Origin of the sequence: Neotabrizicola sp. VNH66, from assembly GCF_049445895.1 — a bacterium.
Lineage (GTDB): Bacteria > Pseudomonadota > Alphaproteobacteria > Rhodobacterales > Rhodobacteraceae > Pseudogemmobacter.
Window position 1 is genome coordinate 145,495 of the sequence record NZ_JBMSDW010000002.1, and the last position, 13,785, is coordinate 159,279.

9 protein-coding genes are annotated in these 13,785 nt (G+C 68.7%); all 9 read right to left on the reverse strand.

What is annotated here, in order from left to right; translation table 11 throughout:
* Positions 1-35: 35 nt before the first annotated feature.
* Positions 36-2,003, reverse strand: coding sequence for a TonB-dependent receptor plug domain-containing protein (locus ACO2Q5_RS03225; protein WP_423288152.1), 1,968 nt, complete (start codon positions 2,001-2,003; stop codon positions 36-38).
* A gap of 131 nt (positions 2,004-2,134) precedes the next feature.
* On the reverse strand, positions 2,135-4,168 hold the full coding sequence (locus ACO2Q5_RS03230) for a 3-hydroxyacyl-CoA dehydrogenase NAD-binding domain-containing protein (RefSeq protein WP_423288153.1): 2,034 nt from the start codon (positions 4,166-4,168) through the stop codon (positions 2,135-2,137).
* An 85-nt stretch (positions 4,169-4,253) separates the two neighbouring features.
* A complete protein-coding gene (locus tag ACO2Q5_RS03235) occupies positions 4,254-4,811 on the reverse strand; it encodes a DinB family protein (RefSeq protein ID WP_423288154.1) in 558 nt (185 codons plus the stop codon).
* Between the two features lie 102 nt (positions 4,812-4,913).
* Entirely contained in the window at positions 4,914-5,240 is a 327-nt protein-coding gene (gene trxA / locus ACO2Q5_RS03240; protein ID WP_423288155.1) for a thioredoxin, read from the reverse strand.
* A gap of 56 nt (positions 5,241-5,296) precedes the next feature.
* Positions 5,297-8,620: a double-strand break repair helicase AddA gene (addA, locus tag ACO2Q5_RS03245; RefSeq protein WP_423288156.1), complete on the reverse strand. Its 3,324-nt coding sequence runs from the start codon at positions 8,618-8,620 to the stop codon at positions 5,297-5,299.
* A complete protein-coding gene (gene addB / locus ACO2Q5_RS03250; RefSeq protein ID WP_423288157.1) occupies positions 8,617-11,541 on the reverse strand; it encodes a double-strand break repair protein AddB in 2,925 nt (974 codons plus the stop codon). The genes addA and addB overlap by 4 nt, the downstream gene beginning before the upstream one ends.
* Entirely contained in the window at positions 11,538-12,242 is a 705-nt protein-coding gene (locus ACO2Q5_RS03255) for a nucleotidyltransferase family protein (RefSeq protein WP_423288158.1), read from the reverse strand. The genes addB and ACO2Q5_RS03255 overlap by 4 nt, the downstream gene beginning before the upstream one ends.
* Complete coding sequence (locus tag ACO2Q5_RS03260) at positions 12,218-13,234, reverse strand: aminoglycoside phosphotransferase family protein (protein WP_423288159.1); 1,017 nt, start codon at positions 13,232-13,234, stop codon at positions 12,218-12,220. Before ACO2Q5_RS03260 ends, ACO2Q5_RS03255 begins: the two co-directional genes overlap by 25 nt.
* A complete protein-coding gene (gene tsaE, locus ACO2Q5_RS03265; protein WP_423288160.1) occupies positions 13,231-13,710 on the reverse strand; it encodes a tRNA (adenosine(37)-N6)-threonylcarbamoyltransferase complex ATPase subunit type 1 TsaE in 480 nt (159 codons plus the stop codon). Before tsaE ends, ACO2Q5_RS03260 begins: the two co-directional genes overlap by 4 nt.
* Positions 13,711-13,785: the final 75 nt, after the last annotated feature.

A 13,785-nucleotide genomic window follows, 5' to 3' on the forward strand; every position in this document is an offset into this window, starting at 1 on the left:
CGCGCCCGCCCCTTTACCTCTGATCCGAGAGGAGATCAGAACTTCATCGCGGCAACGATCTGCACCGTGCGCCCGGGTTCATAGAACGGCGTCACGCTGGAATAATCCGCGCCATAGGTCGCCCGGTCGGCATATTGCTTGTCGAAGACGTTGTTGACTTCGGCCCGGATCGTCAGCCCTTCGATCTGCGGGGCCGCCCATTCGGCGAAGAGGTTCAGCACGGCATAGCCCGGCAGACCCTGATCGGCATTGACCGCCTGTTCGTCATAGCCGGTGGCAGCGTCGATGCTGCCGCCGAAGGTGAAGGCGCTGCCGTCGGGCGTGTGCTGCACCTCCAGCGACAGCACCCCGCCGAGGGGCGCCCCCAGGTCCACCGCAGCATAGCTGTCAGAGGCGCTGCCGTTGACCTTGATCTTGCTGTGCGAATAGCTGGCCCGCAGATAGCCGCCGTCCCAGCCGTAGCCCAGACCCAGATTATAGCCGCGGCTTTCGGCATCTCCGGTGCCGTTCACCCGGAAACTGGCCAGCCGCACATCATTCAGCCGGGTCAGGAACAGTTCGGCGTCCAGACTGAAATCACCGGCTTCGTAGTCGAGGCCGAGGGTATAGTTCTCGGACCGGGAGGCGGTCAGTGCGCTGTAATCCCATGCCGGATTGAAGATGAAATTGTCTTCAATGGTCACCCCGCCGAAAACCGAGGACACACCGCCGCGCAGGGTCACGGCTTCTGTCACCTGCCAGGCCGCGGAGAGATTGCCGCTGAAGCCCGAGAAGGTATCGCTCCAGCCATTCGTGCCGGTGAAATCCTGCCGGTCCCAGCGCAGGCCGGTGGACAGCGACAGCGTCTCGGTCGGTTCGATCCGGGCCTGGACGAACAGCCCGGTGTTCCGTGCCCTTTCCGTGATGCCGGAGGTGGAGGCATCGCTGTAGCGGCTTTCGCGATCATACCAGTCCAGACCCACGGTGACGGTGTTCTCGCCCGACAGGTGGAAGCGGTTCTCGATCTTGCCGGACAGGGTGTCGGTCTTGCCCCGGCTGACCCCAAGCGCGGGGGTCAGCGGCTGATCCACACCCAGATCCACACTGGAATGCCCAAGGGTAAAGCGCGGGTCCCACAGGCCCGCGGCCTTGGTGTTTTCATAGCTGAAGGCCCAGGTCTGCCGCTCGGTATCATAGCGGCGCAAAGGGAAGGGGCGGCCGTCGCTGACGAAATTGGCGCGATAGGGGCGCAGCGCGTCGTCGTTCATCTGCTGGCCCGAAAGCTCGAACCGGTGGCCGTCCGGCGTCTCATAGGCCAGCTTCAGCAGCGCGGTGGTCAGATCGGCGGCGCTGCCCGCAATCGTGGTGCCGGCGCCGGTCTGGTAATCGTCGCCGGTCATCCGCTTGCCATAGGCCAGCCATTCGAACCCGCCGGCGCGGCCGGCCAATGTGGCCGACCGGCCGAACGTATTGCCGTTGTCGCCATAGGACAGCCGCGCATTGCCGCCGATGGTCTGCCCCTCGTCCAGAATGTCGCCCGTGTCCACCGTCTCCATCACCACAGCGCCCGCCATGGCATGCGGACCCGCATCGGCGGGCGCGGCCCCGGAGTCGACACGGACGAATTTCATCAGGCCCGGGTCAAAGGCATTGGCCGAAACGTGGTGGAACAGCCGGTTGTTCTGGCTGACGCCGTCCACCGTCACCGCAAGGTTCAGCATGTCCACGCCATTGACGAAAATTTTCTGCGCGACCGGGATCGCCCCCCCGACCGAGACCGAGGCGATGCCTGCAAACAGGTCTTTCAGATCGCCCATCCGGGCCCGGTCCAGTTCCGCCTCGGCCACATACTGGCTGTTGCCGCGGTCCGCGGCATTGCCGTCCGGATCCTGCGCCCGGCTGTGGGCCGGGTTCAGCAGGATGGTCCCCAGCAGCACCGGCTCCTGCGCCAGAACCGGAAGGGGCATCGCGGCAAAAGCGGCGCCGGACAGAAGCAGGGCAAGGCGGGGCAGCGGGGCGGCCATGGGCAATCTCCGGAAAGGAAGAGGGGATTGCTGGGTCGATCACCCGGAAGAGTGGGGCCTGGCTTTTTGCGGCAGGTAACATGGCCGCCTTAAACATGCAACTGCATGTTAAGGATTCCGCTGCACCGCGATCAGGCGCCCCAAGGTGCCGCGCCTTTCAACCGCTCCGGCAGGCTCCAGGACAACGGATCTTCTTTGGCATAGGCCTCGATACGCTGCCGCAGAACCTGAAGGCCAAGCCGGTTGGCCCAATGGACGGGACCACCGCGCCAGCGGGGAAAGCCATAGCCGTGGACCAGCACGAGGTCGATGTCCGCGCCTTCGGCGGCGATGCCTTCGTCCAGAATGCGCAGGCTTTCTTCCACCATGGCGGCCGTGGCGCGCTCCACGATTTCCTGATCGGAAAAGGCACGCCGGGCAATTCCGGCGCGAAGGGATTCCTCGGTCACGATCTTCTCGATCCGCGCCGAGGGCACAGGTTTGCCCCCGCCGTAATCATACCAGCCCGCGCCGGTCTTGCGGCCCAGACGGCCGGTTTCCTCGACGATGCGGTCGGCGATGGGGATATACCGAAACCCCGGCTTCGTCTTCCATCCCAGCCGCTTGCGATTGGCATAGGCGATGTCCAGACCGGACAGGTCCTGCACCTCATAAGGCCCCATCGCCATGCCGAAACCGCGCATAGCGGCATCGACCTGCGCCGGAAGCGCGCCCTCCAGCAGCATCACATCGCAGCACTGGCGATAGCGCGTCAGGATGCGGTTGCCGATGAACCCGTCGCAGACACCGGCCGCCACCGGGATCTTGCCCAGACGCCCCGCCAGCCGCAGCGCCGTGGCCAGCGTTTCCGGCGCGGTGTCGCGCGCGCGGATCACCTCGACCAGTTTCATCACATGGGCAGGGCTGAAGAAATGCAGACCCAGAAAACGGGCGGGGCTGCGCAATCCTTCGGCAATGCGGTTCGGATCGAGATAGGAGGTGTTGGTGGCCAGAATCGTCGTCTCGGGCAAAGCCGCATCCAGCGCGGCAAAGACCCGGCGCTTGACGTCGAGGTCCTCGAACACCGCCTCGATCGCCAGATCGGCGGGTGGCAGGTCCTCATAGCCCGCGCGGAAGGTGAAGCGCGCTTCCATCTCCTGCGCCGCCGCTTCGGCTGTGGCCTTGCCACGGGCAACCGCCTGATCGTACAGCCCGCGGACATTGCCCCGGGCGCGGGCGACCGCCGCTTCGTCCGTCTCGACCAGCGTGACCACAATCTCCGCCTGCGCCAGCGCATAGCCGATGCCCGCCCCCATGGTGCCGCCACCCACCACCACCGCGGTGCAGGTCTCTGCCCCGCCAGTGCGGCCCTGTCCCATGGCGGCACGTTCGGCAAAGAACAAATGTCGCAGGGCCGCGGACTGGTCGCCGGCCTTCAGCTCCAGAAACACCGCCCGCTCCTGCGCCAGCCCTTCGGCCAGAGGCAGGGTGCAGGCAGCTTCGATCAGGTCGATGGCGCGCTGCGGGGCGGTCTGGCCCGGCAGACGCTTTGCAATGGCCTTGCGCGCGGCCTCGATCCTTGCAGCGTCCGGCGCGGGCGGCGGAAGGGCCCCGCTGGCGGCCCGGGCCGGCAGGACCAAAGCGGCAGCGGCGGCGACGGCATCCGCCTCCACCGCATCGACAAGGCCCAGCCGCAGCGCCTCATCCGCCGGGATCCTGCGCCCCTCGGGGATCAGATCCAGCGCGGCGGCAAGGCCGATCAACCGCGGCAGCCGCTGCGTGCCGCCCGCGCCGGGCACAAGGCCCAAAGTCGTTTCCGGCAGACCCAGAACCGCGCCGGGCGCCGCCACCCGCGCCGCACAGGCCAGCGCAAGCTCCAGCCCCCCGCCCAGAGCGGCCCCGTTGATCGCGGCCACCACCGGCACGGGAAACCCCTCGATCCGCGCTGCAATCCCGGGCAGATGCGGCGGCTGCGGCGGGGCGTCGAACTCCCGCGCATCCGCCCCGGCCACGAATGTCCGCCCCGCCCCGGTCAGCACGACCCGGCTGACCCCCGCCGCCAAAGCGGCATCCAGCGCCGTCTCAAGCCCGGCACGAACCGCCTGCGATGTCACATTCAGCGGGGGATTGTCGATCAGGATGATCCCAAGGTTGCCCCGCCGGGTGAAGGAAACAGGAGAAGACATTTCAAACCTCAAATATATGGCCAGACCTTCGCCCCGGCAGGATTTTGCGGCGCAGGCTGCGTCAGGGCGGGCCTGAAGGCAAGGCTTATTGCATCAGCCGGGCCTCGTCCCAGCCCAGCGCCGCCATATCCGCAGCGCGGGCCGCAGCGTCATCGCCCACGATGAATTCGTCCAGCTGTGGCGGCGGAACCGGCGTCATCGACAAAAGGCCATGCGCCTGCCCGCGGTGATGGGTCTGGTGTTGAAAGACATGGGACAAGAGATCGTCACAGCGGTCATGCTGCGCGCGCGTGCCGCGGTCCACGGTGACGATACGCTCCAGCGCGGGCGGCGACAGACCCTCGACAAAGGCAATCAGCCGGTCATCGGACTGCGCCTGCCACAGCGCCAGTTGCGGCAGATCCGGGCAATTCCGTGCTTCCTCCAGATCGGCACGATCCAGCCCCCGCCCTTCCAGCGCGTTGAGATAGAAGCGGTCTACCAAGAGGATGTGGTTCAGCGTCGCCCGGATAGAGCCGAAGAAGGAGGGCCGCTCCGCCTCATATGCGCCGGATGGCAGGGCGGCACAGGCCCGGTGCAGCCGGGCATTGGCCAGCCGGTTCATCAGGGCCAGCTTGCGGAAGATGCGCAGGGGGTCGGTCATCTGGGCCTCCGGATCCGATATCGACGATTGCAGCCAAGCACAGACCGGACGAATTGCAAACGGGCCCCGCAGGGCCCGTTTCATCCGCTTGGGGATGGCAGATCAGATCGCGCTGCGGATCCAGTTGGCCAGCGCGGCCTTCGGCGCGGCGCCCACCTTGTTGGACACCACTGCGCCGTCCTTGAACATGAACAGCGCCGGAATGCCGCGCACGCCAAGGGCGGCAGGGCTTTCGGGGTTTTCGTCCACATTGACCTTCACGATCTTGACCTTGCCCGCATATTCGGCGGCAAGCTCTTCCAGCGCGGGACCGATCTGGCGGCACGGACCGCACCATTCGGCCCAGAAATCGACGACAACGGGGATATCCGACTGGCGGACTTCCGCGTCGAAGGTGGCGTCGCTGACGGCGACGGTGGCCTCGCCCATGATCATTCTCCTGTGGGGATGCAGTGGCAGAAAGGTAGGCACGCCCCCCGGCCGCGTCAAGCGATGGCGGCCCGCGCCAGTGCCGCGCTCACGATTGCGGGAGGAAGCGGCATCAGAACCGCGCTGCGGGTCCAGAGGATGGCGGCCTCGATCCTGCGTCCGGGGTAGATCGCCGCCAGCGCATGGGCATAGGCGCCCAGCTGACGCAGATAAGCCTCGGGCACGGCTTCGGGGGTGGGGGGCAGGCTGCGGTTCGACTTGAAGTCGATGACCGTGACAACCTCCGCTGTCACGACCAGACGGTCGGCGGCCCCGGCCAGCACCCCCCCGCCCCAGGGCACCGAAAGTTCCACCTCGGGCAGGCTGCCGGGGCCGAAGATCCACGCCAGATCCGGCGCGGTGATCAGGGCGCGCGCCTCCAGAAGGACCGCCTCCGAAGCCCCCAGACGCAGAGCCAGCGCAGGCCATTCCTCCGCGGGCAGGTCCGGCATGTGCTGCAAAAGAAGATGCAGCGCCGTGCCGCGGTCCAGCGCATCCTCCTCTTCCGGCAGGCCCAGCAGCGCCCCTTCCAGCACCGCCGCCCCGCCAAGGCCTGAGGGCAGATGCACCTTCAGCGGCCCCGGATCAGGCGGTGGCGGGGTCAGGGCAAAAGCCGGCACAGCGGTTCCTGCCACGGGCCGCTCTACCGCGGGCCTGTCGGCCGGCCAGAGGCCGGTTTCATGCCGCAGCACACCCGTCTCATCCGGCACAGCGCCCAAAGCCAGCGCCCCACGGGTAATGATCCCATGCCACGATCCTTCGCCGCAGTCACCCGCCCCCGCGAACATCAGCCAGCATTTCGCCCGGGTCATCGCAACATAGAGCAGCCGCAGATTCTCGGCCTCGCGCGCGGCGGCGCGGGTGGCCTTCATCTCGGCCACCGCGCCGGTGTCTTCGGCCTTGCGTCCGGCCCATGTCACGACGCCGGGGGCAAGGGGCAGGATCGTATCCTTCTCGTCCAGCCGCCGGTCGGCGGTTTCGGGCAGGATGACCACCGGCGCCTCCAGCCCCTTCGATCCATGCACGGTCATCACCCGGATCACCTGCCCCTCGCCCTCGGCCTGTCGCTTCACCTCGACATCGCCGGCCGACATCCAGACCAGAAAGCCGGTCAGGCTGGGCACTTCGGTGCGTTCATAGGCCAGTGCCTGCTGCGAAAGCTCGTCGATCGCATCGGCCACCTCTTCGCCCATCCGGCCCAGAAGCCGCGCCCGCCCGCCGTGACGCAGAAGCAGCCGGTCGATCAGCTCATAGGGCCGCAGAAAGTCGCTGTGGTCGCGCAGGTCCTCCAGCACGGACAAAGTTTCGGACGGGCCGGCCTGACGCAAAGCCTCCCACAGATAGCCGCGGCGCGGGCGGGCCAGCCGGTAAAGCGCGGCCTCGCTCCAGCCGAACAGCGGAGAGCGCAGGGCGGTTGCCAGCGACAGGTCATCCTCGGGCGTGTCGAGGAAGGCCAGCAGCGCGAGGATATCCCGCACCGCCAGTTCCCCGGTCAGGGACAGCCGGTCCGGCCCGGCAATCGGCAGACCGGCGGCCTTGCAGGCGCGGATCACCGCCTGAAACACCGCCCCGCGCCGCTGCACAAGGATCAGGAAATCCCCGGCGCGGACTGCGCGGAACCCACCCGGCGCGGCAGGATCGGGAATCTGCGCCCCCGCGGCGATCAGCCCGGCAATCCGGTCCGCCACCCGGCCCGCCAGCACCACGGCGGCATCCGTCTCACCCCGCAGGTCGATGGGGTCGAACCATTCGGCGGGATCGGGCTTGTCCGGCTTCGGCACCGGCGGCCAGATTTCCACCCGGCCGGGCATGGCGCTGTGAAAGGGGCGGTGCCGGAAAGCCCCGCCCAGAGCCGTCTCCATCGGACCTTCAAAGCTGCGGTCCACCAGATCAAGGATGGCCGAAGAGGAGCGGAAGCTGAATTCCAGCCGCTCTTCCTGCAAGGGACGGCCAGCCCCCGCGAAAGCCCCGGCGAAGCGGCTTTTCCAGCCGTCAAAGGCGACCACATCGGCGCCCTGAAACGAATAGATCGACTGTTTCTTGTCTCCCACCACGAACAGCGAACGGTCCCCGTCGCGCGCCCCTTCGCCTGCGGTGAATTCCTCGGTCAGCGCCGCGATGATCCGCCATTGCTGCGGGCTGGTGTCCTGCGCCTCATCCACCAGCACATGGTCGATGGAGCCGTCCAGCCGATACAGGATCCACGGCGCCACCGAAGGATCGGTCAGAAGCGCGGTGGCATGGCTGATGAAATCGTCGAAATCCAGCCAGCCGCGCACGGCCTTTGCGGCCTCATACCGGCGCAGGAAGGCTGCGGCAAAACGGTGCAGCGCCAGTGCCTTGCCCTGCGCGGCCAAGGCCAGCCGCAGCGGACGCGCCGTCTCGATCCGGGTCATCAGCCCCTCGATCTGGTCCATCACCGGGCCAAGTCCGTTGCGGGTGTCCTTGGTCGGGAAACTGCCGATCTTGGCGGTGAAGGGCTCCTTCGCGCTGGCCCCGGTCAGGAAAACGCCCTCCATCACGGCCAGATCCGCCATGTCCCAGGGGGGGGCAAGCCCGGCCAGCACCGCCCCGGCCTTCTGGTCGGTGGATTTGGAAGAGCCGCGCAGCGCCGGGATCAGCGCCGCCAGCGCGGGCGCATCGCCGGGCGCGAAGGTCTGATCAAGAAGGCCCGCAGCCCCCAGCCCCTGCGGGACGCCGAAGGCCGCCTGCAACGCGCCCGCATCGGGCACCTGCAGCAGATCGGCACGGCGCGCGGTGATGCGGGACAGAAGGTCATCCACCCGCTCTCCCGCCTCGGACAGGATCGCTTCGAACAGCCGGGCCTCGGGACCTTCGCTCATCTCCTCCAGAATCTCGCTGCGCAACAGGGCGGCAGAACGGTCGTCCAGTTCGGTAAAGGCAGGGCTGACCCCCGCCTCCAGCGGAAAGCGGCGCAGAAGGCCTGCGCAGAAGCTGTGGATGGTCTGAATGCGGATGCCGCCGGGCGTTTCGATGGCGCGGGCGAACAGTTGCCGCGCCAGCGCCAGCGCCTCGGGCGCCAGCGCCCTGCCCTCTCCCAGCTTGGCCAGATGGCCGCGTAATGCGGCATCGCTGGCCATGGCCCATTCGCCCAGACGGCGGAAGAGGCGGTTCTGCATCTCGGCCGCGGCGGCCTTGGTATAGGTCAGGCACAGGATGTTCTGCGGATCGGTGCCGCGCAGCAGAAGCCGCGCCACCCGGTCGGTCAGCACCTTGGTCTTGCCCGATCCGGCATTGGCCACCAGCCAGACATTGGCCGACGGGTCAGCCGCCGCCATCTGCGCGGCGCTGGCGGGATCGGGGGGCGGAACGGCGGTCATGGCACATCCTCGGGCGCGGGATCGTCGGTCACATCCCATTCGCCATAGCGCGCCAGATCGTCATAATCGCCCTGATCGCGGGTTTCGAACATCGCCCGGCGCGAGGTATAGCCGCGGCGCGGATTGCGCCATGCGGTGATCAGGGCCCGGAATTCCTCCAGCACATGGGCCAGATCCTCCGCCTCCAGCGTGGCGGCCACGGTCTTCAGGTCCCGCTTCAGCTGCACATAGGCGATGGCCACCCGGTCATGCGGCCCCACTTCGGGGAAGGCACCCAGAAGCGCCATCACCGCGGCCAGATGCAGCTGCTTGGCAAAGTTCTTCTGTTGCTCGGGCGAGGGGGGGGTGCCGGTCTTGTAATCGACGATATGCAAGGTGCCGTCGTCGCCCATGTCGATCCGGTCGGGCTTGCCCACCAGCCGGAAATCCAGGCCCGGGATGTCGATCTCATACTTCCGCTCCAGCGCGACGGGCACCCGGCCGGCCTGAAGCACGCTTTCGGCAAAGGGCAGCGCAAGGTCCGCCATCCGCGCCCGCCAGACCGCGCGCATGGCAGGCCAGGCCACCGCTTCGGCCAGCACCTCATCGGTGATCTGCATCAGCCGGTCCGCCGCCGCGGCGGGATCGGCAGGCACGGCACCGCGCAGGAACGCCTCGGGCACGCGGTGCAGCACCTCGCCCCGCAGCCGCGCATCGGCCAAGGGCCGCACCGGCGACAACGGGCGCAGGCGCAGCACATGGCGGGCATAGATCGCATAGGGGTCGCGGACCAGCCGCTCCACCTCGGTCAGCGACAGACGCTGCGGCCGGTCGGCCAAAGGCGGGCGCGGCGCGGGGCGCCCCGCGCGCGGCAGAGGCAGCGGTCGCTCCAGCGCAGCGGCCTGTTCCAGAAGCGCCCGACCCTTCGCCCGCATTCCCGCAAGCGCCGCCTGCCCGCCATTGGAGGACAGCCCGTCCAGCAGGTTTGTCAGCCGGTTCAGCCAGCGCGAGGGCACGGTCTCCGCCTCGGCATCCCGCGCCGCACGCGAGATCACGATTTCGGGCGCCGCCATCGCCATCTGGAAATCATGCGCCGACAGGCCGATCCGGCGTTCGGGCAGCAAAAGCCCCGCCTCCATCCGCATCCTGCGGTTCAGCCACGGGTCCGGCGCGGGCTGCGCGGGCCAGATGCCTTCGGTCAGCCCGGACAGGATCACCAGATCGGCGCCCTGCACCCGCGCTTCCTGCGCCCCCAGAACCTCAACCCTGGAATCCACCGTCACCGCCTCGCGCACCTGCCGGCGCGAGAGGATGGCATCGAAGAGTTCGGCATAGGCCGCTGGCGTCAGTTCCAGCGACGCAGGCGCCTGCTCCGCCAGTTCCGTCATCGCCGCCTGCGCATCCTGCCCGGCCGCACGGTCCCACAAAGCCGCCGATTCGGTTCCGGTGCCGCGGACCAGCGCCTCGGCCAGGCGGCGGTGGCGGGCGGACAGATCGGCCAGCGGGGCGGGGCCGGTCGCCGCCAGATCCTCCAGCCAGTGGCCCAGACGCTCTCCCCAAAGGGCGGCATCCGCCTCGGGCTGGGTCGCAGCCCAGCTTTGCAGAAAGGCCGGATCCGGAAAGGCCGGGCCTTTGCTGCGCAGTTCCAGTTCTAGCTTGCGCGTCAGAAGCAGATGCTCCCCCCGGGCGCCGCCGCGAAAGGCCAATGGATGCTTCAACAGAACCAGCAGCTCATCCGCCATCGGCCGCGTGCCCATGGCCCGCATCACCAGCCGCAACAGACGCCCCGGCGCGGAATGCCGCAGCGGTTGTCCGCCGGAATCGTCGGGCCGGATCCCCCAGCGGTCCAGCGCGGCGGTGACGCGGCGGACAAGATCGCGATCGGGCGAAATCAGCGCGACGCGCCGCCCCTGCCCCACCGCCTGCCGCAGGCACAGGGCCAGGGCACCCGCCTCGCTGCGGGGATCGGGCGCCTCGACCAGCGTGACCCTGTCGGCCAGCGGTGTCAGATCACCCAGACCCGGCCCTTCGGCGATCCATTGATCGGTGACGGGCGCAGGGCGCAACGCCAGAGAGACCAGCCGGTTGCGCAGCGGATCGGGCGGCGGCGCATCCTGCCACGGCAGCACCTGACCGGGCGCCAGATCCAGCGCCTGCATCAACCTGCGATAGCGGAACTGCGGATGATCCTCGGCTCCCGGCCCGGCATCCATACTGTCCCAGACCGCGGCAGGCAGGTCGAAATCATAGCCCGGCACCACCAATGCGCCCTGCGGCAGCCCCGCCACCGCCCGCATCAGAAGCGCGGTCGTCCCGCGCGACCCGGTGGAGCCGGCCACGATCACCGGATCGGCGGGGGGTGCTGCCCGCCAGCGCGCGATCTGCGCCAGCGTGGCCAACCGCTGCCGTGCCTCGGCATCAGGGGCGGCCGAGGTGCCGAAAAACCGTTCGACCAGTTCGATGAACCGCCGCGTCCGCGACCAATGCGCGGCATGTGCCTCAAGGTTCATCTGCATCAGCCGCTCGGGCGGGACATCCTCGGCGCGCATCTCATCCATCAGCGCGGCAAGGGAATCGCCCAGATCATATAGCGCGAACCGCGGCGCAAGGTCCGGCTCGGCCTCCAGCAGGCGGCCGATCAGCACCGCCAGCTCCAGCCGCCGCCCAAGGGACGAGACCGAAGGCCCGGCAGGCGCCACCAGCGGATCGGCCCCCAGCTCCGACACCAGCCGCATCCGGGGCAGCAGCGTGGCCCCGCCCGCCATGAAGGCCGTGCGCAAACGGCGGCGAAGACGCTGGGTGTTCAGGAACAACGTCACCCGGGCCAGCGCTTCGGGCGGTGTGCCCGACAGCCGCTCCAGCAGCCCGGTCGCCAGCCGCTCGGGAAAATCCGCGCCGGGCGGCAGGCCGAACAGCCGCATATCCGCAGGGCCCAACCTCATGCTGTTGGTCCCGGGGCCAGCATCGTCTCGGCCTCGGCCAACCCCTCGGGGCTGCCCACATCGCACCAGTCCCCGGGATAGATCAGCGCGAACGCCCGGCCCGCGGCGATCATCCGGTCCCAAAGGAGGTTGAGCGAGAAGACCCGCTGCGGAATATCGGCAAGCCCACCGGGCCGCAGAATCTGTGCGCCCAGATAGACCACGCCCTCTTCTCCGGTGGCGCGGCTGATGTGGCCATCGGCCAAGGTGAAATCGGCATTGCCGCGGCGTCCGGGCAGACCCGCCCGGTCTTTCACCAGCAAAAGCGCATCCATCCGCTCCGGCTCCCAGGCTTCGGCCAGAAGGGACAGCGGGTTGGGGCCGCGCCAGACCACATCGGGGTTCAGCGTCATCACCGGCCCCTGACCCAAAAGCGGCAGGGCCGTGCGCAAGCCACCGCCGGTTTCCAGAATCTCCGCGCTTTCGTCGCTGATCCGCACCTCCGCCCGCGGCGCCAGATGGTCCATGATCTGCGCGCCAAGGTAGTGGACGTTCACCACCACCGGCGCGGCCCCGGCCTCCCCGGCCAGATCCAGCGCCCGGTCCAGGAGCGGACGCCCCGCGACCGGGATCAGCGGCTTCGGCCGGGTCTGCGTCAGTGCGCCCATCCGGGTTCCGAACCCGGCGGCGAACAGCATCAGAGGGAAGGTTCGCTGCCGCATCTGGACCGGATTCTTTCGATGTTTTCGGGACTGGGCGGCGGCAGGATCGCGCATTCCTGCCGCAGATCCGCCAGCGCAGGATGGGAGAGGTTGCGCTGCAGCTGATCCCAGACCCGCGGCAGATGCACCAGATAGCGGTCTTTTCCGGCCACGAGGCACAGCCGCGCGAAGATCCCCAGAATGCGCAGCGCCCTGAGCGCACCAAGCGCGGCACAGGCCGGGGCAATCGCCTCCACCGTCTGCCCCCGCGCGGCAGCAAAGCGCTGCATCACCGCAGCCTCGGTCGCGGGCGCCACATCGCGGCGGGCATCCTGCAACAGCGAGACGAGATCATATTCCGGCTGGCCCAGCTGACCCAGCTGGAAATCCAAAAGCCCCACACGCGCCGCACCCCGGCGTTCCGGCAGCCACAGCAGATTGCCCGCGTGATAATCCCGCAGGATCAGAACCCGCGGCCCGTCGGCATGGGCGCGCAGCGCGGCGGCCAGCGCCTGTTCCAGCCCGTGCCCCTCCGGTGCGGTGCCGGTGACGGCGCGGGCATAGAATTCCGGGGCCAGAGACGCACTTCTGGCCCAGTCTTCCGCCGACAGATCGGGCAGCGGCAGTGGCGGGGGGGCGGCCTGCAGGGTCAGCAGCACCTCACCCGCGGCAAGATAAAGCGGCGCTTCGGCGGCCGGATCCCGCGCCACCACATCGGTGAAAAGATCATCGCCCAGATCTTCCAGCAGCATCAGCCCTGCCGCCGGATCGACGGCAAAGGTCACCGGCGGCGACAGGCCCAGCCCCGCCAGATGGCGCGAGATGCGGTCGAAATCCGCCACATCATCGCCGCAGCCGGGCGGAGCATCCATCAGCACCGCCCGGGCACCGTTGCGGGCCAGACGCTCATACCGCCGGGCCGAGGCATCGCCCGCCAGATGGCTGCGCGCCGCATTGCCCCAACCAGCAGCCGCCAGAAAAGCGGTAATCTGCGCCGCACGCGCCGCGGTCATGCCAAGGCCCCGGCCCTGAGACAGTCCAGCAGCCGCGCGGGACCGCAAAGCCGCAGGCGCCGCCCCTCCCCCTCAACGCTCAGCTCCAGCCGGATGGCAGAAGGCGGCGTTGCGGCGCCCAGACGATCCGGCCATTCGATCAGCACGATGGCGGCGGTCATGGCCTCGGTCAGGCCAAGTTCCTCAACCTCGGAAGGATGGGTCAGACGGTAGAGATCGGCATGCCAGACCTCGGCACCCGGGGTGTCATAGGTCTGCACCAGCGTGAAGCTGGGCGAGGGCACGTCAATCTCGGCCCCGGCACGGGCGCGGATCGCGGCGCGGGCCAGATGTGACTTGCCCGCCCCGACCGGGCCGGACAGCAGGACCGTATCCCCGGCCCGCAGGCAAAGCCCGAGACGCGCACCGAAGATGCGGGCAGCCTCTTCATCAGGCAGGACGAGGTCAAGGACCGGAGGGGTAGGGCTGGCGGACATGATACCGAGTCTAGCCGCTGCATCCGCAGGCGCAAGCCGCCGGGGGCCCCGCGACGGCCCTTCCCTCCGGCCCGC